Annotated in this window: 24 protein-coding genes and 1 tRNA gene; 10 read left to right on the top strand and 15 right to left on the bottom strand. The window is 61.3% G+C overall.

What is annotated here, in order from left to right; translation table 11 throughout:
* Nucleotides 1-17 precede the first annotated feature (17 nt).
* From EET67_RS01050 to EET67_RS01025, 5 genes are all read right to left on the bottom strand, one after another.
* Nucleotides 18-1307 (bottom strand): amidohydrolase family protein, encoded by a 1290-nt coding sequence (locus tag EET67_RS01050; protein ID WP_128624342.1) that lies wholly within the window; start codon nucleotides 1305-1307, stop codon nucleotides 18-20.
* Nucleotides 1304-2248: an ABC transporter permease gene (locus EET67_RS01045; RefSeq protein WP_128624341.1), complete on the bottom strand. Its 945-nt coding sequence runs from the start codon at nucleotides 2246-2248 to the stop codon at nucleotides 1304-1306. The genes EET67_RS01050 and EET67_RS01045 overlap by 4 nt, the downstream gene beginning before the upstream one ends.
* Nucleotides 2248-3297, bottom strand: coding sequence for an ABC transporter permease (locus EET67_RS01040; RefSeq protein ID WP_128624340.1), 1050 nt, complete (start codon nucleotides 3295-3297; stop codon nucleotides 2248-2250). Before EET67_RS01040 ends, EET67_RS01045 begins: the two co-directional genes overlap by 1 nt.
* Before the next feature lie 243 nt (nucleotides 3298-3540).
* On the bottom strand, nucleotides 3541-5064 hold the full coding sequence (locus EET67_RS01030; RefSeq protein WP_128624338.1) for an ABC transporter ATP-binding protein: 1524 nt from the start codon (nucleotides 5062-5064) through the stop codon (nucleotides 3541-3543).
* Between the two features lie 160 nt (nucleotides 5065-5224).
* The gene (locus EET67_RS01025; protein WP_128624337.1) at nucleotides 5225-6259 is read right to left on the bottom strand and encodes a BMP family protein; all 1035 of its coding nucleotides are present in this window, start codon (nucleotides 6257-6259) and stop codon (nucleotides 5225-5227) included.
* A gap of 35 nt (nucleotides 6260-6294) precedes the next feature.
* Between EET67_RS01025 and EET67_RS01020 the strand changes: the two genes are divergently transcribed.
* On the top strand, nucleotides 6295-6612 hold the full coding sequence (locus EET67_RS01020) for a hypothetical protein (protein WP_128624336.1): 318 nt from the start codon (nucleotides 6295-6297) through the stop codon (nucleotides 6610-6612).
* Nucleotides 6613-6678: 66 nt separating this feature from the next.
* Nucleotides 6679-6900, top strand: a complete 222-nt coding sequence (locus EET67_RS01015) for a hypothetical protein (protein ID WP_128624335.1) — start codon at nucleotides 6679-6681, stop codon at nucleotides 6898-6900.
* Between the two features lie 69 nt (nucleotides 6901-6969).
* Here EET67_RS01015 and EET67_RS01010 read toward each other — a convergent pair whose 3' ends face one another.
* On the bottom strand, nucleotides 6970-7230 hold the full coding sequence (locus tag EET67_RS01010) for a DUF982 domain-containing protein (protein WP_128624334.1): 261 nt from the start codon (nucleotides 7228-7230) through the stop codon (nucleotides 6970-6972).
* A gap of 144 nt (nucleotides 7231-7374) precedes the next feature.
* On the opposite strand from EET67_RS01010, the gene EET67_RS01005 reads away from it, so the two are divergent.
* Complete coding sequence (locus tag EET67_RS01005; protein ID WP_128624333.1) at nucleotides 7375-8280, top strand: DMT family transporter; 906 nt, start codon at nucleotides 7375-7377, stop codon at nucleotides 8278-8280.
* Nucleotides 8281-8297: 17 nt separating this feature from the next.
* Here EET67_RS01005 and phhA read toward each other — a convergent pair whose 3' ends face one another.
* The gene (phhA, locus tag EET67_RS01000) at nucleotides 8298-9131 is read right to left on the bottom strand and encodes a phenylalanine 4-monooxygenase (RefSeq protein ID WP_128624332.1); all 834 of its coding nucleotides are present in this window, start codon (nucleotides 9129-9131) and stop codon (nucleotides 8298-8300) included.
* Between the two features lie 119 nt (nucleotides 9132-9250).
* Here phhA and EET67_RS00995 point away from each other — a divergent pair, with 119 nt between their 5' ends.
* The gene (locus tag EET67_RS00995; protein WP_128624331.1) at nucleotides 9251-9727 is read left to right on the top strand and encodes an Lrp/AsnC family transcriptional regulator; all 477 of its coding nucleotides are present in this window, start codon (nucleotides 9251-9253) and stop codon (nucleotides 9725-9727) included.
* A 346-nt stretch (nucleotides 9728-10073) separates the two neighbouring features.
* Here the strand turns inward: EET67_RS00995 and argB are convergent, their stop codons facing one another.
* Nucleotides 10074-10967, bottom strand: a complete 894-nt coding sequence (gene argB / locus EET67_RS00990; RefSeq protein WP_128624330.1) for an acetylglutamate kinase — start codon at nucleotides 10965-10967, stop codon at nucleotides 10074-10076.
* Between the two features lie 179 nt (nucleotides 10968-11146).
* Between argB and msrB the strand changes: the two genes are divergently transcribed.
* Nucleotides 11147-11650 carry a peptide-methionine (R)-S-oxide reductase MsrB gene (gene msrB, locus EET67_RS00985; RefSeq protein ID WP_128624329.1) on the top strand — a complete coding sequence of 168 codons (504 nt, stop codon included), beginning with the start codon at nucleotides 11147-11149 and terminating at the stop codon, nucleotides 11648-11650.
* Nucleotides 11651-11658: 8 nt separating this feature from the next.
* Here msrB and yihA read toward each other — a convergent pair whose 3' ends face one another.
* The 5 genes from yihA to rpmH all read right to left on the bottom strand — a co-directional run bounded on the left by yihA (nucleotide 11659) and on the right by rpmH (nucleotide 15579).
* Nucleotides 11659-12327 carry a ribosome biogenesis GTP-binding protein YihA/YsxC gene (yihA, locus tag EET67_RS00980; RefSeq protein ID WP_245450651.1) on the bottom strand — a complete coding sequence of 223 codons (669 nt, stop codon included), beginning with the start codon at nucleotides 12325-12327 and terminating at the stop codon, nucleotides 11659-11661.
* Nucleotides 12324-12962, bottom strand: coding sequence for a CatB-related O-acetyltransferase (locus EET67_RS00975; RefSeq protein WP_128624328.1), 639 nt, complete (start codon nucleotides 12960-12962; stop codon nucleotides 12324-12326). The genes yihA and EET67_RS00975 overlap by 4 nt, the downstream gene beginning before the upstream one ends.
* Nucleotides 12963-13244: 282 nt before the next feature.
* Nucleotides 13245-15065 carry a membrane protein insertase YidC gene (gene yidC / locus EET67_RS00970; RefSeq protein ID WP_128624327.1) on the bottom strand — a complete coding sequence of 607 codons (1821 nt, stop codon included), beginning with the start codon at nucleotides 15063-15065 and terminating at the stop codon, nucleotides 13245-13247.
* Between the two features lie 9 nt (nucleotides 15066-15074).
* Complete coding sequence (rnpA, locus tag EET67_RS00965) at nucleotides 15075-15428, bottom strand: ribonuclease P protein component (RefSeq protein WP_128624326.1); 354 nt, start codon at nucleotides 15426-15428, stop codon at nucleotides 15075-15077.
* A 16-nt stretch (nucleotides 15429-15444) separates the two neighbouring features.
* Nucleotides 15445-15579, bottom strand: coding sequence for a 50S ribosomal protein L34 (gene rpmH, locus EET67_RS00960; protein WP_128624325.1), 135 nt, complete (start codon nucleotides 15577-15579; stop codon nucleotides 15445-15447).
* Nucleotides 15580-15946: 367 nt separating this feature from the next.
* Between rpmH and EET67_RS00955 the strand changes: the two genes are divergently transcribed.
* The 4 genes from EET67_RS00955 to EET67_RS00940 all read left to right on the top strand — a co-directional run bounded on the left by EET67_RS00955 (nucleotide 15947) and on the right by EET67_RS00940 (nucleotide 20040).
* On the top strand, nucleotides 15947-16756 hold the full coding sequence (locus EET67_RS00955) for a TVP38/TMEM64 family protein (protein WP_245450650.1): 810 nt from the start codon (nucleotides 15947-15949) through the stop codon (nucleotides 16754-16756).
* 49 nt (nucleotides 16757-16805) lie between these two features.
* Nucleotides 16806-18236 carry a dihydrolipoyl dehydrogenase family protein gene (locus tag EET67_RS00950; RefSeq protein WP_128624324.1) on the top strand — a complete coding sequence of 477 codons (1431 nt, stop codon included), beginning with the start codon at nucleotides 16806-16808 and terminating at the stop codon, nucleotides 18234-18236.
* Between the two features lie 36 nt (nucleotides 18237-18272).
* The gene (locus EET67_RS00945) at nucleotides 18273-19766 is read left to right on the top strand and encodes an ATP-binding protein (protein WP_128624323.1); all 1494 of its coding nucleotides are present in this window, start codon (nucleotides 18273-18275) and stop codon (nucleotides 19764-19766) included.
* 197 nt (nucleotides 19767-19963) lie between these two features.
* Nucleotides 19964-20040: transfer RNA gene (locus EET67_RS00940), tRNA-Arg, on the top strand.
* On the opposite strand, the gene EET67_RS00935 is transcribed toward EET67_RS00940, so the two are convergent.
* Nucleotides 20011-21657: a recombinase family protein gene (locus EET67_RS00935; RefSeq protein WP_128624322.1), complete on the bottom strand. Its 1647-nt coding sequence runs from the start codon at nucleotides 21655-21657 to the stop codon at nucleotides 20011-20013. The genes EET67_RS00940 and EET67_RS00935 overlap by 30 nt on opposite strands.
* Nucleotides 21654-21914: a hypothetical protein gene (locus EET67_RS00930; protein ID WP_128624321.1), complete on the bottom strand. Its 261-nt coding sequence runs from the start codon at nucleotides 21912-21914 to the stop codon at nucleotides 21654-21656. The genes EET67_RS00935 and EET67_RS00930 overlap by 4 nt, the downstream gene beginning before the upstream one ends.
* Nucleotides 21915-22178: 264 nt before the next feature.
* On the opposite strand from EET67_RS00930, the gene EET67_RS00925 reads away from it, so the two are divergent.
* Complete coding sequence (locus EET67_RS00925) at nucleotides 22179-22826, top strand: DNA methyltransferase (RefSeq protein WP_128624320.1); 648 nt, start codon at nucleotides 22179-22181, stop codon at nucleotides 22824-22826.
* The last annotated feature ends 106 nt before the right edge of the window (nucleotides 22827-22932 follow it).

Below are 22932 nucleotides of genomic sequence, written 5' to 3'. Positions count from 1 at the left end.
GGAGGACGGCCATCAGCCTATTGCGGCGCTGGCGCCCGATGCCGGCGGTTGATCGTGGCCGGCCGGCCGGCAAGCGACAGCTTCGTTTCGCGCTTGTCGCGGCTGGCAACGACCTTGCCGCGCGAGATCACGCACAAACGCTCGGCCCGCAGGCGCAGCGCTTCCACCGGGTTGCCAGCATCCAGCACGACGAGGCTTGCCGCCTTGCCGACCTCCAGCCCGAGATGCTCGAGCCCCATGATCTCGGCATTGGTCTTCGTCACCATGTCGAAGCACTGGCGCATATCCGCCGGGCTCGTCATCTGCGCCACATGCAGGCCCATGAAGGCGACGTCGAGCATGTCGGCGGTGCCGAGCGGATACCACGGGTCGAGCACGCAATCCTGACCGAAACCGACCTTGATGCCGGCCTTCAGCATCTCGGGCACGCGCGTCATGCCGCGTCGCTTGGGATAAGTATCGTGGCGACCCTGGATCACGATATTAATGAGCGGATTGGGACAGGCGGAGACACCGGCTTCTGCAATCAGCGGCAGCAGTTTCGAGACATAGTAGTTATCCATGGAGTGCATGGAGGTGAGGTGCGAGCCATTCACCCGGCCCTGTAGGCCGAGGCGCTGCGTCTCATAAGCGAGCTGCTCGATATGGCGCGAGAGCGGATCATCGGTCTCGTCGCAATGCATGTCGACCATCAGGCCGCGCTCGGCCGCGATCTCGCACAATTCCGTCACCGAACGGGTGCCGTCCGCCATCGTGCGCTCGAAATGCGGGATACCGCCGACGATCTCCACGCCCATGTCGAGCGCGCGGATGGTGTTGTCGCGCGCCGTTGGCGAGCGGTAGAAGCCGTCCTGCGGGAAGGCGACGAGTTGCAGGTCGAGATAGGGCGCCACCTCCTTCTTCACTTCCAGCAGTGCCTCGACGGCGAGCAGCCGATCGTCGCAGGTATCGACATGGCTGCGGATGGCAAGCAGCCCCATCGAGACCGCCCAGTCGCAATAGGCAAGCGCGCGCTCCTTCACCGCCTCATGGGTCAAAAGCGGCTTCAATTCGCCCCACAGCACAATGCCTTCGAGCAGCGTGCCCGACACATTGATGCGCGGCAGGCCGTAGGAAAGCGTAGCATCCATGTGGAAATGCGGATCGACGAAGGGCTGGGAGACCAGATTGCCGGTGGCATCGACGATCTCGCGCGCCTCGGCCGCCAGCTTCGGCTCGATGGCCGCAATCCTGTCGCCCTTGATGCCGATATCGGCGGTCTGCCCATCAGGCAGGATGCCGCCACGCAGGATCAGGTCAAAACTCATCTCTCGCCTTTCTGGTAGGGTATCATCAGCGCTCTCGGATAGGTCGCGCGGCGCGCCACCAATATCAGTGCCAGGATCGACAGAGCATAGGGCATCATCAGGAACACCTGATAGGGCACGACGCCCCCGGACAGTTGCTGCAGCCGGATCTGATAGGCGTCGAAGGCGGCGAACAATATGGCGCCGAGCAGCGCCTTGCCCGGCCGCCACGAGCCGAACACCACCAGCGCGATGCAGATCCAACCGCGCCCGTTGATCATCTCGAAAAAGAAGGAATTGAAGGCCGACATGGTGAGAAACGCGCCGCCCACCGCCATCAGCGCGCTGCCGACCATCACCGCGCCGATGCGCACGCCGGTGACGCTGATGCCCTGAGCCTCGACCGCCGCCGGGTTTTCGCCGGCTGCGCGCAGGGCCAGCCCGATCGGCGTGCGATAGAGCATCCAGGCGACAATCGCCACGGTGGCGAAGGCCAGATAGGTCAGCGGTGTCTGCGAAAACAGCGCCTCGCCGAGAATGGGAATGGACGACAGGCCGGGAATCGGCAACGGCTGGAAGGGCACGATCTTGGGCGGCGTCGTAACTTCCGGCAGCGCCAGCCGATAGGTGAAATAGGTCAGGCTGGTGGCAAACAGCGTGATGCCGATGCCCACCACATGCTGCGACAGGCCAAGCGGCACCGTGAGCGTGCCATGCAGCAGGCCGAAACAGGCGCCGGCGATCGCGGCCACCAGCACGCCGGCCCACAGGTCGCCGCCCGAATAGACGGTGAACCAGCCGGCGAATGCGCCCACCGTCATAATGCCTTCGATGCCGAGATTGAGCACGCCGGCACGCTCGCAGATCAGTTCGCCCATGGTGGCGAAGATCAGCGGCGAGGCGATGCGGACCGCTGCCACCCAGAATGAGGTCTGGAGGAGGATGTCGAGGGCCTGGTCCATCACTTCCACCTCACCCGGTAGCGCGTCAGCAGGATGGCGGTGACCATGGTCAGCAGCGCAGTCGCCACCATCACCTGCGCGATATAGCTCGGCACGCCGGCGGTGCGGCTCATGGCGTCGGCGCCGACGAAGATGCCGGCGACGAATATGGCGGCGGCAATCACGCCGAGCGGGTTGAGCATGGCGAGCATCGCCACCACGATGCCGGTGTAGCCATAGCCCGGCGACAGGTCGAGCGTCAGATTGCCCTTCAGCCCCGCCACTTCCGAAAAGCCTGCCAGCGCCGCCAGCCCACCCGACAGAAGTGCTGTCTTCATCAGCACCCTGTTGACCGGAATGCCGGCAAAGCGCGCGGCTTCCGGATTGTGGCCGACGGCCCGCATCTCATAGCCGAGCACGGTCTTCTTCATGATCACCCAGGTGACAACCGCCGCGACCACGGCAATGACGAAGCCGAAATGCAGGCGCTTGCCCTGGATCAGCCGCGGCAGTTGCGCATCGGCTATCACCCGCTGCGATTGCGGCCAGCCAAGGCCCATCGGGTCCTTCAACACGCCTTCCAGCAGCATCGAGACAAACAGGACGACGATGAAATTCAGAAGCAGCGTCGTCACCACTTCATCGACGCCGAAGCGCGTCTTCAGCACGGCGGGGCCGGCAAGCAGCAGCGCGCCGGCCACCATGCTGGCAACCAGGATGAGCGGCACCAGCACGATCGCCGGCAGCGGCAAGGCGCCGGTGCCGAGCACCACCGTGACGACGCCGCCGATATAGAGCTGCGCTTCCGCGCCGATGTTCCAGAGCTTGGCGCGGAAGGCGACGGCCACCGCAAGCCCAGTGAAGATCAGTGGCGTTGCCCGCGTCAGCGTCTCGAGGATAGCAAATTGCGAGCCCGCCGCGCCCTTGGCGACGAGGTAGAATACCGAAAAGGGCGAAGCGCCCGCAGCCAGCACCAGGAGCGAGGCGAAGACCAGCGTCGCCGCAATTGCCACGACCGGAAACAACAGCGTGACGCCCAGCGACGGAGCGGGTTTTGGCTCAAGCCGCATGGTTTCTTCCAATAATTCGAGACATTGGCGGGAGAGCACCCCCCTCTGGCCTACCGGCCATCTCCCCCTCAAGGGGGGAGATTACGCTGGCGCCGGCCCTTGCGCATAATCGCCAGCGCCGGAGAGAGGGTGGCGAAGCAGCTGCAAGCCGATCTCCCCCCTTGAGGGGGAGATGGCCGGCAGGCCAGAGGGGGGTAACGTAGAACGGCTGCGCCGCCAGGTTGCTTTCGGCACGGATTGTCATCACGCCGCTTCCCCCTGCCCGGCCATCAATTCGCCGAGTTCACGGATGCTGCGTTCGCCGCGCTTCGAAGGCGAGGACAACCGGCCTTTCGACATCACCAGAATGCGATCCGACAGGGTCAACACCTCTTCCAGATCTTCCGAGATCAGCAGGATTGCCGCTCCGCGCTCGCGCGCTTCGAGCAGCCGGCGGTGGACGAAGGCGACCGCGCCGACATCCAGCCCGCGCGTCGGCTGGTTGGCGAGGATAATCACCGGATCGGCATCGAGCGCCCGGCCGAGGATGAGCTTCTGCATATTGCCGCCCGAAAGCAGGCGGATGCGCGCCTCGGGCGAGGGGCATTTGACGTCATAGTCGCGGATGATCTCCTCGGCGAAATTGCGCGCGGCGCGCCAATCGAGAAATCCGCGGCGGCTGAAGCGCGGCGTGCCATAGCGTTCGGAGATGACGTTTTCGGTCACGCTCATGTCGCCGATGGTTCCGACTGCGTGGCGGTCCTCCGGGATACGCCCGATGCCACGGCTCAAGGCCGCGCGCGGCGTCCAGTCGGCCACCTGCGCGCCGGAAATCGCCATCTGCCCGGAAGAGGGCTTCAGCGTGCCGGCAATCAGCGCTGCAAGCGTTGCTTGCCCGTTGCCGGAAACGCCGGCAAGGCCGGTGATCTCGCCGGCGCGCAGTACCAACGAGACGTCGTCAAGCCGGGTGGAGGACCCCTGCCCTGAGGTCGAAACATTCTTCAATTCGAGCAGGACGGAGCCGGTCTTCGGTTCGCCGACTGTCGGGCTTGCGACATGCTGGCCGACCATGAGCGCCGCAAGCTCCGAACGGCTGCTGCCCTCCGTCGCCCGCTCGCCGGCAAGCCTTCCCGCACGCAGCACCAGCACACGGTCACTCACCGCCATGACTTCGTGCAGCTTATGCGAAATGAAAATGATCGACAGGCCCTGCGCCACCAGCAGCTTCAGCGTGCGAAACAGTGCATCCGTTTCGCTCGGCGTCAGAACGGCGGTCGGCTCGTCCAGGATCAGGATGCGTGCATCACGATAAAGCGCCTTCAGGATTTCGACGCGCTGGCGCTCTCCCACCGACAGCGACGCCACCGTCGCGTCCGGATCGAGCGCCAGGCCGAAATCGGATGACAGCTTGCCGATGCGCCGGCGCGCAGCAACGCGGTCGAGCCTGATCTTCCACGGGCTCTGCGTGCCAAGCGCAATGTTTTCCAGCACGGTCATGTTCTCGGCGAGCGTGAAATGCTGATGCACCATGCCGACGCCGGCATCGAGTGCGGCGCGCGGATCGCCCGGCGCCAGCTTCTTGCCCATCACCTCGACCGTTCCCTCATCGGCGACATAGTGGCCGAAAAGGATGTTCATCAGCGTGGTCTTGCCGGCGCCGTTCTCGCCAAGCAGGGCGATGACCTCGCCGCGCTTGAGTTCGAACGAGATCGCGTCATTGGCGACCAGCGGGCCGAACCGCTTAGTTATGCCGGAAAGGCGAAGAACGTAAGCATCGGGAAGAGTCATGGAACGGGGATCACATTTGGCGATCCTTCTCCCCATTCACGGGGAGAAGGTGGCCCGAAGGGTCGGATGAGGGGCAGCGCATGGTTGGCAACGCAAGCTCTTGCCCCCTCATCTGGCTGCCGCCATCTTCTCCCCGTGAACGGGGAGAAGAACGCTGCCATCAGTTCGACTTCGGCTCGGAATCGTCGATCTCGACGGTGAAAGACCCGTCCTTGATCGCCTTTTCCTTCTCCGTAACCTTGGCCATTACGTCTGCCGGCACCTTGCCCTCGAAAGTGCCGAGCGGAGCAAGCGTGCAGCCGCCATTCTTCATGAAGGAATAGACGCCGTAATCCTCGGCCTTGAAGCTGCCGCCCTTGACGTCCGCGATCGCCTTGTCGAGCGTCGGCTCGAAATGCCACAGCGCCGAAGCAACCACGGTCTCGGGATAATCGGCCTGGGTGTCGATGACATTGCCGACGGCCAGTACGCCCCTTTCCTTAGCGGCGTCAGAAACGCCAAAGCGCTCGGCATAGAGCAGGTCGGCGCCACCATCGATCTGTGCGAAGGCCGTTTCCTTGGCCTTGGGCGGATCAAACCACGAGCCGATGAAGGCGACCTGAAACTTGGCGTCAGGCGCGCTTTCCTTCACGCCCGCCATGAAGGCATGCATCAGCCGGTTGACTTCCGGGATCGGATAGCCGCCGACCATGCCGATGTTCTTCGATTTGGTCATGGCACCGGCAATGATGCCGGAGAGATAGGACGCGTCCTGGATATAGTTGTCGAAGGGCGAGAAATTCGACACCGCGTCATCGGGCTTGAAGCTCGACCCCATCAGGAAGGCGACATCCGGATAGTCCCTGGCGACGGCGCGAGCGGCGTCTTCGACACCAAAGACCTCGCCCAGGATCAGCTTGTGGCCGGCCTCGCAATATTCGCGCATGACGCGCTCATAATCGTTGTTGGAGGTGTTTTCCGAATAGACATATTCGATATCGCCGCGTTCCTTTGCAGCATTGGCCGCCTTGTGGATGCGGCTCACCCATTGTTGCTCGACCGGCACGGTGTAGACGGCCGCAACCTTGAGTGGATCGGCGGCAAAGGCACGCATCGGCAGGCCGGCCGTGGCGAGGACGGCACTCGCCCCCGCAGCCTTCAACACTGCGCGGCGCGAAAGGCCGGAAAATTCGCTGAGATTTCCTCTTCTGGACATTGTCACCACCCACTCCGGCTTTCGGTCCGGACCCCATGTCCAGCCCCGCTTTTTATCATCCGGTCAAAGCTATTCGAATTTCAGAAACCCGGCAATCGGCTGCCGGGCCTATCCACCACTGGCTGAGGCAAGCCTCCGCCAGCCTTTGGCCTTTTGCGGCTCAAGGCCTATATCAGGAGTTTGCGCAGCAAGAACGAAAGGACCAGCAGCCTATGGCCAAGAAGCCCAACTATAATCACGAACGCAGGGAGCGTGACCGCATCAAGGCTGCCAAGAAGGCCGCAAAAGCCAATGCCAAGGCAAGCAAAACCGAACGCAGGATCGACAGTGTGGAGAGCAGCGACGCCACCTAGGGCGCTGCCTGAGTTGCAGCCCTCAGCGGAGAAGATCTGCACCATCAGTATAAGAGGAGTACGACAATGAAGCTTTTGGCAGCCGAACAGAAAATCGCCCGGACCGATGCTGCAGCCAGGCAGATCATGAGCGCCGAAACAACCGCGCGCGAAAGAAAGACGGCACGGCTGCGGCAGCTTCGGCTTGAAAAAGAGGAAGCCGAACGTGATGCGGCTGCCAAGAGCCCTGCGCCAGCCAGACGAACCCGCAAGCAGGCTGCGAAGGGTAACTCGGAAGCCAGGCAGTAGTTCGCCACAAGGTTGAAGCAGCCGAGTTAGTGGCTCATCAACGACCATGGAACACGCCGGTCGCCGGCTTCAGTGGTGGGTCTTGTCGTTGACCAGAATGTCCGCCTCGCGGGCGGCCGCAACGAGAGCGCGGCGCGCCGTCATGGCAGGCTTGTTGCCACTCTCGGCGTCATAGCAGGCTTGGATTGCCGCGCGCTGCTTCGGCGTCCTCTTTCCCGGCCACTCATGCAACAGGAATTCAGAGGCCTCATGCGCCGACCTCAAAAGCCTCGGCTCGCCGCCGGGACCTAACCGGACCGAAACAGGAATTTCAAATCGATCATTTCGCATGTTCTGCTCTTACGCCTTTGCCGGCGCGAATGCGAGGCCAAAGCGCGGGGCGCCGCCCGAGCGGGAGTTGCCCGTAGCGACGGGAACCAGTAATGGCTCGGTCAATCCCGCCCGCCGCTCTCTCCAACCCGTGAAAAATCTGCCATGGAACTCTGGATCCCGATCACGATCGCTGCAGCCTTCCTGCAGAATCTCCGCTCGGTGGTTCAAAAGCACCTGAAGAGCGTGATGGAAACGACCGGCGCGACCTTCGTGCGCTTCGGCTTCGGTTTTCCCTTCGCGCTTTTCTTCATCGGCGTCCTGCATTTCGGCATGGGGTACAGCCTGCCGGCGCTGAACCCCACCTTCTTTGCCTGGGCCATCATCGGCGGCATCGGCCAGATCACGGCAACATTTCTGCTCATCCACCTGTTCTCCTTCCGCAATTTCGCGGTCGGAACCGCCTATTCTCGCACCGAGCCGGCGCAGGCGGCGCTGTTTGCGCTGGTCTTCCTTGGCGAAAAGGTGACCGCCGGAGTGATCGCCGCAATCGCCATCAGCGTGTTTGGCGTGATGCTCATTTCGGTTGCCCATATGCATGTAAGCTGGCGCACCATGCTGTCGTCGCTGCTCAGCCGCAATGCGCTGATTGGCCTTGCGTCGGGCACCTGCTTCGGCGTCTCGGCGGTCTTCTATCGCGCGGCCTCGCTCTCGCTGGGCGGTCCCAACTTCATGATGCAGGCGGCGGTGACACTGGGCTTTGTCATCGTCTTCCAGACGCTGATCATGTTCGGCTGGATGCTCTGGAAGGATCGCGAGGAGATCGGCCGCATCGCCAAGGCGTGGAAGCCGGCGCTCTTCACCGGCTTCGTCGGGGCATCGGCTTCCTTCGGCTGGTTCATGGCCATGACGCTGCAGCAGGCGGCCATCGTCAAATCGCTGGCGCAAATCGAGATGCTCTTCACCTTCGCTTCGTCGGTGTTCTTCTTCCGTGAGAAGATCAACCGGCTGGAGATCGCCGGCTGCATCTTCATCGTCGGCGGCATTTTGATGCTGCTTGCCGTTGGATAGAGCCGCGGCCAAACCTTTCAGATCGTTGCCGGGTCGAGCGGCGGGTCATCCTTGTAGCGGGCAATCAGCGCGGCCAGATCGGTATTCTGGAAAGCATCGCGCAGCGTCTCGAAGGACGGCAGCACGAAATAGGCCCGCTGGAACTTGTCGATCTCATAACCCGTGCGCATCACGGTTGCGATGTCGAACGGCACGTGATGGGCGTCGGGGCTTTCGACGGCGAATTGCAGCTCGCTATAAGACGACATCAGGCCGGCCCCGAAGGCCTTGAGCGGCTGGCCCGGTTCCTGCATCAGGCTGTATTCGGCGGTATACCAATAAAGCCGCGAGATCATGTCATGGCCGCCGAGTTCGATCAGGCCGGCGGCCCGCTCGCCATATTGCTGCATGAAATCGGCAAAGGCGGGCTGGGTCAGGGCCGGCACATGGCCGAAGAAATCATGAAACATGTCCGGCTCGACGATATAGTCGAGCTCCTCCTTGCGGCGCAGCCAATTGGTAACCGGGAAACGCCGATTGGTCAGATGCACAAAGAACGGCTCGGCCGGAATGAGGCCCGGCACGGCAACGAGTTGCCAGCCGGTGAGGCCGTGCAGTTTCTCGCTCACCTCATCGAAATCAGGGATTTTCTCGAGCAGACCGAGCGCCTCGACCCCGTCGAGATAAGAGCGATGCGCCAGTCGCCTGGTCAACCTGGTCTGGCGGTCGCAAAGGATGCGCCATACCTCCTGCTCCTCGTTGCTATAGTCGTAAGATTGCTCGACCGTGAAATCGGGTCGGCAGACCGAATAGTTGCCACGCAATCCCTGTGCGGCGCATTCGCGGGCATAAGCTTCGACGCTGATATTCATGGCGGACTCCTCCATTCCGCCAATTCTAGCGCCGGAACGGGAGCAGTTTTTCATTTTTGAGGCCATCTCAGACCAGATTTGAGGTAATTTATCTCCAGTGACATGTCATGGGAGCGGATATGCCTCAATTCGATCAATTCGAGATAAGGATGCTTGACATCCTGCAGCGCGACGGGCGCAAGCCTATATCGGAAGTGGCTCAGGAGATCGGGCTGTCGACTACCCCCTGCGCGCGCCGTTTCGATGCCTTGCAGGAAGCGGGTGTCATCAAGGGTTTTCGCGCGCTGGTCAGTCGCCGCGCGGTTGGCCTCGCGGTCGAAGTCTTCATCCAGGTGCGGCTGACAACCCATAGCGACGAATCGCCGGAGCGTTTCATCGCGGCGGTCCGGCGGATGGACGAGGTTTCATCCTGCTGGACGATGACCGGCGAGCACGATTTCCTGCTGCATGTGATGGTGCCTTCGGTAGACGATCTCAACGAGTTCGTCATGCACCGGCTGATGCGGCTGGCGGGCGTGCGCGACGTTCACACCCAACTCGTACTGCAAAACATCAAGGGGCCGGGCCACGTGCCGCTGGCCCATTTGCGAAAGTAAGCCAAGAAAAGAACCTAAGTAGTATTGACGTTACGTGCTTTAATTCACATGTATGACGCAACTCGGAACAGTCGTGGCGAATGGGGGCAGCCTCGAGACTGTTGAAAAACACGAAATGCTCCCGGACGCTGGCCTACCGCGCGATGGCGACTGCCAAAAGGGACCCACGCGCAAGAGAACTGGAGATGCTATTGACTGCATCGCTTGATCTCGAAGCCAGCAGGTCATCGGATGGCGAAATCCGTTTTGGCCTTAAGGTTGCATTTACGCTGCCGAGTTGGCTTTGGATGATTTTCGCTTGACTTGACCTGGAACCCCGCATCGAAAGATGCGGGGTTTTATTTATTCAGGGAACGATCAGCGTTCCGGCGCCGTGCTCGGTAAACAGTTCGAGCAATACCGAATGCGGCGTCTTGCCATTGAGGATAACCACGCCCTCGACACCGCGCTCGATCGCCTCGATGCAGGTTTCCACCTTGGGGATCATGCCGCCCGAAATGGTGCCATCCTTGATGAGGGCTTTTGCCTCGGCAACCGTCAGTTCGTCGATGAGCTTCTTGTCCTTGTCGAGGACGCCAGGCACGTCGGTGAGGAACAAGAGTCGCGAGGCGCCGAGCGCGCCAGCGATGGCACCGGCGAAGGTGTCGGCATTGATGTTGTAGGTATGGCCGTCGCGACCCGGCGCGACCGGAGCGATGACTGGGATCATCTCGGAGCGGGCCAGAAGATCTAGAAGCGTACGGTCGACCTCGACCGGCTCGCCGACGAAACCGAGATCAAGCACCCGCTCGATATTGCTGTCGGGGTCGATCATCGTCTTTTGTGCCTTTTGGGCGAAGACCATGTTGCCGTCCTTGCCGCAGAGCCCGATCGCCCATTCACCCTCGGCATTGATCAGCGCGACGATCTCCTTGTTGATCGAACCCGCCAGGACCATCTCGACAATCTCGACTGTCTTCTGGTCGGTGACGCGCAAGCCGCCCTCGAATTTCGATTCAATGCCCATCTTGGTGAGCATGGCGCCGATCTGCGGGCCGCCGCCATGCACTACAATTGGATTGACGCCGGATTGCTTCAAAAGGGCGACATCGCGGGCAAAGGCCTTGCCGAGGGCATTGTCGCCCATGGCATGGCCGCCATATTTGACCACGACGGTCTTGTTCTCGTAGCGCTGCATATAAGGCAGCGCGGCTGAAAGCAGTCGCGCCTGTTCGGAAGCAGTCGCAGCGATATCCGTCATGTTGACCTCATGGAAAAAGGTTCGGCGGCGGCGTTCTAGCGGGAAACCTATCTTGGGGCAAATGGTTCGATCAGGGCGCGCGACGCCTGTCGAGCCTTTCGATGTCACTTCAAAGGGAGTTGATTGGCCTGTGACCTAATCAAGGGCATAGGCTCGGCTTCAAGAGGAGTGATCAAAAAATGAATCGTCGCAATTTCCTGCTGAGCAGTGCTGCCGTCGTCGCCTTCACTTCCGGCACCGCCGCGCTCTGGCGTATGAGCAAACCGTCAGAGGCCATGGCCGGCACCTTCGAGGTCGAAAAAACGGCGGCTGAATGGCGGGCACTCCTCACGCCGGCGCAATTCGCGGTGCTGCGCGAGGAAGACACCGAACCTTCCGGCTCAAGTCCGCTCAACAACGAAAAGCGCAAGGGCATTTTCCACTGTGCCGGCTGCGACCTCGCCGCCTATTCGTCAGAGACAAAATATGAGTCGGGCACCGGCTGGCCAAGCTTCTGGCAATCCTTGCCAGATGCGATCGGCACCAAGGAAGACAACACGCTGTTCATGACCCGCATCGAGGTGCATTGCCGCCGCTGCGGCGGACATTTCGGCCACATTTTCGATGACGGCCCTCCCCCCACCGGCAAGCGCCATTGCCTCAACGGCCTGGCATTGACCTTCAGGCTGGCGACGGCAGCGTAGAGCCAGCTTTAGCCACCATTCACGACGAGGGCGATTGCTTCGCGCAATTCCTCCATGCCCTCGCCCTTTTCCGAAGAGGTGGCGATGACGGCAGGAAATGCGGCTGGGCGCCTGCGAATTTTTTCCAGCGTTTCGGCAATCAGCCGCGGCACGCCGGCGGCCTTGATCTTGTCGGTCTTGGTCAGCACGATCTGGTAGGAGACGGCGGCCTTGTCGAGCAGGCTCAGCACCTCCTCGTCGTTCTTCTTGATGCCGTGGCGGGAATCGATCAGCACATAGACACGCTTCAGCGTAACGCGGCCTTTCAGATAGTCGAAAACCAGCTTCGTCCACTGGTCGACCTGGTCCTTCGGCGCCTTGGCGTAGCCATAGCCGGGCATGTCCACCAGCGCCATCGGCGGCAAATCCGCCCCCTCGCCTGAATAGCCGTCGGGAACGAAATAGTTGAGTTCCTGTGTCCGGCCGGGCGTGTTCGAAGTGCGGGCAAGCCCCTTCTGCCGGACGAGCCCGTTGATGAGCGAGGACTTGCCGACATTGGAACGTCCGGCAAAGGCAATTTCGGGCGGGCCTTCCGGCGGCAAGAATTTCATCGACGGAACGCCGCGAATGAAAATCCAGGGGACGGTAAAAAGATCGCTGGTCACTGTGTCGGGCATGGGTCTGGTCTGCTGCGTCATACTGCCTGCTCCAGCCTTGCAATATCGGCACCGCGTATGGCGTCAAGGTTGCGCGTCACCTTATCCTTGGACCAGTTCCACCATGCCACCGCCAACAGACGCTTGACGGTTCCGGCATCGAAGCGGGCTTTCACGACCTTCGCCGGATTGCCCGCAACAACTGCATAAGGCGGCACATCGCGCGTTACCACGCTTCCCGCCGCGATGATCGCCCCATCGCCAATGGTGATCCCCGGCATGATCAGAGCTTCCATGCCGATCCAGACATCATTTCCAACGATGGTGTCACCGCGCAGTTCCTGTGCCCAAGTCGCCGGATCGAAGCCTTCTTCCCAGCCGTGGCCAAAGATATTGAACGGAAAGGTCGAAAAGCCGGACATGGCATGATTGGCGCCATTCATGATGAATTTTGCGCCTTCAGCGATCGCGCAAAATCGGCCGATCACCAGCCGGTCGCCGATGAAGGGATAGTGATAGAGCACGCATCTTTCGACGAAATGCTCCGGTCCGTTGGGGTCGTCATAATAGGTGAATTCGCCAATTTCTATGTTCTCGGCGCTCACCAACGGTTTCAGGAAACCGACACGGCGATGCATCGGCAGCGGGTGCTTGAGGTCTGGGTTCGGTCCGGACATGGCAAGTTCCGTCGTCAGGGGTATCGCAAGGGCTGGAACAATGAGTGCGATCCGTCCCGGTGCAACGGCACCGACGAAACAGATCTCGCCTAATGGACCATCGAACTGCTTCCTGCCGGATCATTCTTCGGGAATGTCTGTCTACCTGTCCGACCCCCGCCAGTCCATAGCTGCAAGCAAAAAGCCCCGGCAATCCGGGGCTTTATCTATTTATTTAGCATGATCTTTCCCGAAAGCCGGTTTCCACTTTTCGGGATCATGCTCTGGATATCAGCGTGCCGGCTATTCCGCCGGTTTGGGTTTTTTTCGGAACAGGCTCGCAAGATTGTCCCACAACTCGATCTTCACGCCCTGCCGCTTCATGATGACGCCCTGCTGGATGATCGACAGGAAGTTGTTCCAGGCCCAGTAGATGACAAGACCCGCGGGGAACGAGGCCAGCATGAAGGTGAAGATGATCGGCATCCAGGTGAAGATCATCGCCTGGGTCGGATCGGGCGGGGTCGGGTTCATGCGCATCTGCAGGAACATGGTGATGCCCATGATGAGCGGCCACACACCGATCATCAGGAAGGCCGGTACTGCGAAAGGCAGGAGACCGAACAGGTTGAAGATCGAGGTCGGGTCGGGTGCCGCCAGATCCTGTATCCAGCCGAAGAACGGCGCATGCCGCATCTCGATGGTGATGTAGAGCACCTTATAGAGCGCAAAGAAGACTGGGATCTGGATCAGGACCGGCCAACAACCGGCCAGCGGATTGATCTTCTCCGTCTTGTAGAGCTCCATCATCGCCTGCTGCTGCTTCATCTTGTCGTCCGCGTATTTCTCGCGGATTTCCAGCATCTTGGGCTGAACCTTCTTCATGTTCGCCATCGATGCGTAGGACTTGTTGGCGAGCGGGAAGAACACCGCCTTGACCAGCACGGTGGTGGCGATGATGGCCAGGCCAAAATTGCCGAGCAGCTTGTAGAGCGTGTCAATCAGCCAGAACATCGGCTTGGTGATAAAATAGAACCAGCCCCAGTCGATCAGCAGTTCGAACTGCCTTATGTTGCGATCGGTCTCATAGGCATCGACCTTGGCAACCTCTTTCGCTCCGGCGAAGACCAGCGTCTCGACGGTTGCCGACTTACCGGCATCAACCGTCAGCGGGTCGGTCATGAAGTCCGTCTGATAGCGCGGGCGCCCCTCGGAAAAATAGCTGAAACGCGGCTGGAACGGCTGCTTGGCGCTCGGCACCAGCGCAACCGCCCAATATTTGTCGGTGATACCAAGCCAGCCATCATTCGACTTGCCGGGAACGACCTGCTTGTCGTCCTCGATCTTCGAATATTTGATTTCCTGCAGGCCTTCCTCACCGGTAACGCCGACAAGGCCTTCATGCAGCACATAGATGCTTGCGGTGGTGGGCTTGTCGAAGCGGATGACGCGGCCGTAATTGGCAAGAGACACCGGTGCCTGCCCGCTATTCGTCACCGTGTCGGAGATCGTGAACATATAGTCCGAATCGACGCTAATGGTGCGCTTGAACGTCAGGCCCTTGTCATTGGTATAGGTAAGCGTGACCGGTGTCGTCGGTGTCAGCGTGGCATTTGGTTCCGCCGTCCAAACCGTATCCGGTCCAGGAACAGTACCCGTCGCCTCATTGCCGACGAAACCGATCTCGGCATAGTAGCCATTCGGAAGCGAGGACGGGCTGAGCAGGTCGATGATGGGGGAATCTTTTTCGACGGTCAGATGGTAGTGCTTCAGCCGCAAGTCGTCGATGCGCGCGCCGGTCAGGTTGATCGAACCATCAAGACTCGGCGTGTCGATCTGGACGCGCTGCGAGCCGGCCAGCACCTGATCGCGGCCCGCCTGGGTTGCACCACCGTCGCTTCCCGGAATGCCTGGCATTGAACCTGGCGCAGGCGCTGGAACATCCGACCCGCCAACGCCAGGCGCTGCCGGCTGCGTCGGCTTCTGGGCTTCGACTCGTTCGGCCTCGATGCGGGCGACCTCGCGCTCACGCTCGATGCGCGGGTTCATGTAGAACACCTGCCATAGTGTCAGGATCAACACCGACAGCGCGATCGTGATGAGGAAGTTTCGGTTATTTTCCATCGAAAGCCCTTAACGCGTTCCGCGAATTCGCCGTGAAAGTTCCACCGCAAGCTGGTCGAAGGCGATATCAAGAATCTCCTCGCGACCGACGATCACATAGTCTTTGCCCGGCGTCATGTCACCCGCTGCATGGGTTCGGACCGCCTCCTTGAGGCGGCGCCGGACACGATTACGGACAACCGCATTGCCGACTTTCTTGGTGACTGTGAAGCCGACGCGGGGAGATTTATCGTCGCCCCGGTCGAGAACTTCCATCAGAAAAAACCGCCCGCGGCGCTTTTCACCACGCCGGACGGCCAGAAAGTCGACTCGCTTGCGAAGCCGTGGCGGAGACGAGAATCCAGATTTGCCGTTGTCCGGCAATGATCTCGTCTTTCGCTCAGGCAGAAAGCCGCTTGCGACCACGGCTGCGGCGTGCCGCAATGACACCCCGACCACCCTTGGTAGCCATGCGCGCGCGGAAGCCATGCCGGCGCTTGCGGACGAGTTTAGACGGCTGATAGGTACGCTTCATTTGTTTTAATACCGCGGGGTGCGGCCCTTCTTGTATCTGTCACTCTGTAACAGGAGCTTCGCCGGTCTTGTCTTGGCACAACATGAATTGCGCCGGACGAATGGCCCGAGCGTGGCGGGCTTATAGAAAGAAGGGTCTGCGGAGTCAATTGCCGCCACCCAAGAAACGCCGCTTGCGTCATGGCCCGCGCTATGAACACGAAGCGGTGAACCTAACGTGCGCTTCAGTCAATAGGCGGTGATAGTTATCCTCTTACCTTGCCACGACGCGATTTGTGCATCAACTGAAATGCAGGCAACGGATATCTTGCAGGAATGATCCGCCCGGACCCATGATGGGAAGCCAAACGGTGGCCGGAATGGGAAATATGCGAGGCAGCGCCCCGACACCTCCCGCCCGAACACTTCAGAGTCAACCGTATCCAATGACAGGAATGACGCCAGATTACGGAAAGAATGGACACTGGAACGTGAGCTGGCGTTTCATGCCTCTGGCCGTGGTTATCGTAGGGCTGCTCGCCGGTTATGCGATGGGCTGGCATCATTATCTCTCCCTCACCTTCCTTTCCGAAAGCCAGATCGCGCTGAAAAGCCTGGTTGCCGACAACCCGGTGCTTGCGCCGCTCGGCTTCGTGGTCCTCTATGCGCTGGCGGTGGCTTTCTCGTTTCCGGCGGCATCGATACTGACGATCTTCGGCGGATTCCTGTTCGGCTGGCTATTCGGTGGCATGCTTGCAATGCTGGGTGCGACTGCCGGGGCGACCGCGATTTTCCTGACTGCCCGCACCGTATGCAGCGACTTTGTGCGCAAACGCATGTGCGGCCGGGTAGGCAAGCTTTCCGAGGGTTTTGAGAAAAACGCCTTCGGCTATCTGCTCGCCCTGCGTATTGCCCCCTTTATCCCTTTCTTCATGGTCAACATCGCGCCCGCCCTCTTCCACGTGCGGCTCTCGACCTATGTGGCGGCCACCTTCATCGGGATTATGCCCGGCGCGTTTGCCTATGCCTGGCTCGGCCAGGGTTGCGACAGCGTCTTGCTCGCCGCTAGGGATGCCGGCCAGCAGGTCACCATCCGCGACCTGATTACGCCACAAATCACCATTGCCTTCATTGTACTCGCGCTTGTCGCCATCCTTGCCACCATCGTAAAGAAGGCTTGGGCGTCGCGCGTCCAGTGACACGGGCGGCTTTTCCGCCTGCCCTTTCCAGTTTTTCAGAGAGCAATGGATGGCAAAAATCTTGACCCCGGATATTTGCGTCATCGGCGCTGGCTCTGGCGGGCTGTCGGTGGCGGCGGCGGCTGCAGCCTTCGGCGTGCGCGTCGTGCTGGTGGAAAAGGGCAAGATGGGCGGCGATTGCCTGAACTATGGCTGCGTGCCGTCAAAAGCGCTGATAGCGGCGGCCAAACAGGCCCACATAATGCGAAACGGCGCGGCTTTCGGCGTCGAGTATATCGAACCCGCAATCGACTTCCGTGCAGTCCACCGTCATATCAGAGAGATCATCGCTGCGATCGAGCCCAATGATTCGGTTGAGCGATTCACCGCCCTCGGCGTTCATGTCATCAAGGCGGAGGGCCACTTCCAGGACAAGCGTACCCTGCTTGCAGGCGACTTTGAAATCCGCGCCCGTCGTTTTGTCGTGGCGACCGGCTCACAACCCTCGATACCAGCAACTCCCGGCCTCGACACAGTCAAATACCTGACCAACGAGACGATCTTCGAGCTGACACGACGGCCCGGACATCTCATCATCATTGGCGGCGGCGCAATCGGCATGGAACTGGCGCAGGCCTATTCCCGGCTGGGGTCGCGCGTGAGCGTCGTCGAAGCGGCAACTGCGCTGGGCAAGGAGGATCCGGAACTCGCTGCCGTCGTGCTCAGGCAAATGCGCAGCGAAGGCGTCGAAATATATGAGCATGCCAAGGTCATCGGCATAGAGCGACGCGGCAAAACCGGCGTGCGCTTGAATGTCGAGACCGATGAGGGCTCGCAGACCATGGACGGCACGCATCTTCTGGTCGCTGCAGGCCGGACTGCCAATGTCGCCAGCCTCCATTTGGAAAAGGCAGGCGTGGTCTGCGACGATCGCGGAGGCCCCAAGGTCAATGACAGGCTGCGCACCAGCAATTCCCGCATCTATGCGATTGGCGATGCGGTTGGCTCGCTGCAATTCACCCATGTCGCCAATTACCATGCCGGGCTGGTCACACGCGCCATGCTGTTTCGGCTTCGGGCGAGGGAAAAGCACCAGATTATCCCGCGGGTGACCTTCACCGATCCGGAACTTGCTCAGGTCGGCCTGACGGAAGCCGAGGCCGCCCGAAGCGGCAAGGCCATTCGCATCCTGCGCTGGCCCTATGCGGAAAACGATCGCGCCCAGGCCGAACGCAAGACGCAAGGCCATATCAAGCTGGTGATGAGCACAAGAGGAAAAATCCTCGGTGCCTCCATCGTCGGCGCCAACGCCTCCGAAATGATCTCCATTTGGGCACTGGCTCTATCCAAGAACATGGATGTGCGTGACATTGCCGGCATCGTCGTGCCCTATCCCACCATGGGCGAAATTGGCAAACGGGCGGCAATCACTTATTTTGTTCCGGCCACGCGCAAGAAACTGGTGCGCCGCCTTGTCAGCTTCCTAAGGTTGTTCGGCTGAGCGGCTTCTGGCACATCAGGAGTTGAGGCAGATTCGATGGCAGACAACTCCCCCACCAATTCAACAACAAATCTAAGCGACCCGCCCGCGCATGCTGTGTCGTTGGCACGGGGCCTGTCGACCAAGCTGCTCGTCCTGACCATCATTTTCGTCATGATCGCCGAGGTGCTGATCTTCCTGCCTTCGGTTGCCAATTTTCGCCTGCGCTGGCTGGAAGAGCGCCTGGGGACGGCAGCGGCGGTGTCCGTACTCCTGGTTCAGGGCAATCCGGAAAACCTCTCGCGCAATGTGCAGAACGATGTGCTGATGTCGATCGGCGCCAAGGCGATCGCCGTGCGCGATGCTGGCATCTCGCGGCTTCTGGTCGTTGCCGAAATGCCGCCGCAGGTCGATGAACATGTCGATCTTGCCCATACCGGCCCGGCAGCGGCGATGGGCGGTGCGCTCGATACACTGTTTTTCGGCGGCGACCGCATGCTGCGTGTCTTCGGACCCGTAGGCGAAAGCGACAAGGAGTTCGAGCTGATCATCCCGGACAGCAACCTGCGCAAAGCGATGCTGATCTATTCGCGCAATGTAGCGCTCCTCTCGCTGCTTATCTCGCTCATCACCGCAACGCTCGTCTTCTACGCCATCGACCGCATCATGATCCGGCCTATCCGTACCATGACGCGCTCGATGCTGGCTTTCTCGCAGGCGCCGGACGATCCCGGCCGCATCATCGAGCCGGAGCATCGCGCCGATGAAATCGGAGTTGCGGAGCGGGAATTGTCCGACATGCAGCAGCGCCTGCACAAAACGCTCGGCGAACAGAAGCATCTGGCCGACCTCGGCCTTGCCGTCTCCAAGATCAATCACGACATGCGCAACATGCTGGCATCGGCTCAGTTGATGTCGGACCGGCTAGGCACGGTGGACGACCCCACGGTCCAGTCGCTGGCGCCGAAGCTGGTGCGCGCGCTCGACAGGGCCGTCTCCTATTCCGAGGGGGTGATGACCTATGGCCGCACGCAGGAAGCGGCGCCCGCCCGCCGCAGGCTGCGGCTGCGCCAGATCGTCGAGGAAATGCAAGGCTTGCTCGGCATCGAACCCGATGGCGAAGTCGAATTCATCAACGGCGTCGATGCCGATTTTGAGGTCGATGCCGACGCCGAGCAGCTTTTGCGGGTGCTCACCAATCTGTGCCGCAACTCGCTCCAGGCCATGACCACCAATCGCGAAAACGCGACGGTCAACCGGCTGTCCATCTCCGCAGAGCGTCAAGGCAGCGTCAGTCGCATTCAGGTTATCGATACGGGCCCCGGCCTGCCGCAGAAGGCACGGGAGAACCTGTTTTCGGCGTTCCGCGGCTCCGCCCGCAGCGGGGGAACCGGGCTTGGTCTTGCTATCGCCCATGAACTCGTGCGGGCGCATGGCGGCACGGTCGAGCTTGTGGAAAGCATCGGCGGACGGACTGTTTTTTGCGTGACCATCCCCGATCAGCCTGTCAGGCTCGACCAGGTCCGCGGCAATCTGCGCCGGCCTGCCTAGCTGCAGCCAGACGAAATCCTCCCGCGTCGCAGAAACGCCGCAAAACAAGAAGTAGAGCAGCGGCTGCCATTGGGTTTGGAAGCTGCGTTGCCACCAACTCCATTTCCCCGTTGAAGCCTGCGGATGCATCAGCTATGAAGCGCGGGATCGAGCGGTTCGCCGCAGATTGCCGCCGGGGCACTTTTCGTTTCGGCCAGGCACCCGTAGCTCAGCTGGATAGAGTGCTGCCCTCCGAAGGCAGAGGTCACAGGTTCGAATCCTGTCGGGTGCGCCATTCACGAACAAAACTGGGCACTCCGGCCGGAGCGGCCCCGCCACCCATCACCAGACGCTCCAGAACCGTCCGCCGCCCGTGGATACGGATTTCCGTATCATCGACCTCGACCTTGTCGATGACGGCGCGCAGGTATGAGCGGCGGAAGGACGTGTCGCCGGTCAGCACGTTCTGGCGCATGACCTCGACGAAGGCGGCGATCTTGTCCTCTGTGATCCGGGCGTCCGGGCGCATTTCGGCGACAGCCCGGTCAAAAGCCGTTTGAGCGATATCCCGCTCGGTCTTGATGGCGGCCACCCGGTCTTTCAGGGTCGGGTCAGTAGCATCGGCGATGCCGTTCTCGATAGCCTGATACAGCCGGTTCAGCCGGTTTTCGGCGTCGGACAGTTTTCCCCGGAGCGCCGACAGGCGGCTTACGTGGTCTTCGTCCTTGCGGGTCTGGCGATACATCAGGCCGCGCAGCAGCGTCCCCACCCGCTCCGGGGTCAGGAGCTGTTCGCTGATCCGCTCCATGACTGCGTCATCGAGCCGGTCCATGGGTACTGACCGGCCCTTGCAGGCCGATTTGCCCTTCTGGGCGCAGGTGGCGCAGACATAGTAGCGATACCGGCCGGACTTGCCGGTGCGGATTGTCATGCCCCCGCCGCAGCTGGCGCAGGTAGCGACGCCGGTCAGCAGGATCGGCCCGGTGACAACGCGCGGCGGCGAGGCCTTCGGGTTGCGGGCCTTGAGGCTCGCCTGAAGGGCGTCGAACTTGGCTGGGTCGATAATCGGATCGCAGGCGACGACGATGTGCTCGGAGGCCGGCTTTTCCTTGCGCGTCTTGGAGTCCTTGCGGTTGAAAACCGCCTCGCCCTTGTAGACCGTGTTGGTCACAAGGTTATGCAGCGGACCAATGCCCCACCGCGCTCCGCCGCGCGTGCGGTAGCCGCGCTCGTTCAGCCAGCACACCGCCGCCTTGATGCCCATCGGGCCGGAGATACCGTCTCCTTCCATCAGGAGCCGGAAAATGAGGCGCACGGTCTCTGCCTCGACAGGTTCGACGGCGAGCTTTTTCTTGATGCGCGCGCCACGCTCTCCGGCCGCGACGGTCGTATAGCCGAAGGGCGGAGCCGCACCGTTCCAGAAGCCCTGCCGGGCATTCTCGTTCATCGAGCGGCTGACATGCTTCCTGATCTCGTTCGACTGGTATTCATCGAAAAGCGCAAAGACCTGCCGGACCATGACGCCGACGGGGTCATCCCCCACTTCCTGCGTCATCGAGACAAGGCGCACGCCAGCTTTCGCGAGGCGGCGGACGTGCATTTCCTGCAAGAACGCATCGCGCATGAAGCGGCTGAGCGAATGCACCAGAACCACATCGAAGGGCGAGCCGCCGCCCGTGGCAATCTCAAGGAGGCGTTGCAGCTCTGGCCGGTTGTCGGTTGTGCCGGATAAACCGGCATCGACGAATTCGGCAGCTACGGTCCAGCCGCGCGCGGCACAGAAGGCCATCGCCTGCCGCCGCTGATCCGGGATCGAGAGGTCACTCTCCGCCTGCCGGCCTGTGGACACGCGCAGATAAAGCGCGGCCCGGAGCGGCGCGCCCTGATCGGCAGATGCGGACATGGTCTTCATCGCGCTCGTCTCCGAACCCGGTTTGCTTGGTCGATATCAACATGGGTTTGCGGCTGATCCGAGTCGGAAATGCCGGAATCCTTGGCTTTGGGCGGAGTTTCGCCCGCCATCACGGCCCGGAATGCGGCCATCAGGAAGGCTTCAACGGCGTCCAACTCACCGTCCGAAACCGGCAGGTCCGCAAGATCATCGGCCACGCGGAAGCCGTGGCGCTCCGCATGCGCGCAATCATTCTGCTTGTGGCCCGGCGTGTCCATGGCCGGACACTGCCCGGCAGCATCTCTGCTGGATTGAGCACAGTCTGGTCACGTCAGGCGGGATAACGGGGCCGGTTTGGCATCCGGCCTTGTTGCGTTTCGGAGAGTATCGCAGCGGTGACGGCCCGCAGTCGTCGGCGCAACGGCCTGCCCGCTCCTTCGCATGCGCTCCCGTGTTGGCCGTGTTCTCTGCGGTGCGCCGCCTCCTTGGCGAGCCGTCCTGTCCCTCCGCGTCGAAACGCAAAAACAAGGCCGGAGGACGCCATGAACCAGACCAGTCTCTTTTCCCGCAACGTGATCCATCAGGGTGATTGCATCAGCGTCATGCGCCGGATGCCCGCCCGGTCGGTGGACTTCATCCTGACCGACCCTCCCTATCTCGTGCGCTATCAATCCCGCGACGGTCGCCGCATCATCAATGACGACAATGGCCGTTGGCTGGGACCGGCCGCGCGCGAGATGTTCCGGGTTTTGAAGAACGACAGCCTGTGCGTGAGCTTTTACGGCTGGACGCAGACCGACCGCTTCATTGGCGCCTGGCGCGCGGCCGGTTTCCGGATCGTAGGCCACATCGTCTTTCGGAAGAAATACGCGTCCGCTTCCCGGTTCGTCTGCTACACGCACGAGTCCGCCTATGTGCTGGCCAAGGGCCGCCCCGCTTTGCCGGAGAACCCGCCGGCTGATGTCATCGACTTCCCTTACACGGGGAACCGCCTGCATCCGACGCAGAAACCCGTGGCTATCCTGAAGCCCCTGATCGAGGCGTTCTGCCCCAAAGGCGGGCTGGTGCTGGACCCGTTCTGCGGTTCGGGATCGACCCTTGTCGCGGCTTGCGAGGCAGATTGCGACTATGTCGGCATAGAGCTGGACCGCAACTATCACCGGATCGCGGCGCGAAGGCTGGCGGCGTAACGCCCCGCCTTTTCGTGACGTTGCGCTATGGCGGGTTCTGGCACTGACCACGCCAAACCCACCCCCTGAAGGCAATACTGACCACTCCGCCCCTCTACCGGGCCGC

The sequence above is a fragment of the Borborobacter arsenicus genome, assembly GCF_003934165.1.
GTDB classification, from domain to species: Bacteria; Pseudomonadota; Alphaproteobacteria; order Rhizobiales; family Rhizobiaceae; genus Pseudaminobacter; species Pseudaminobacter arsenicus.
The sequence above is the reverse complement of the archived record's forward strand: the minus strand, read 5'-3'. Positions and strand labels throughout refer to the sequence as shown.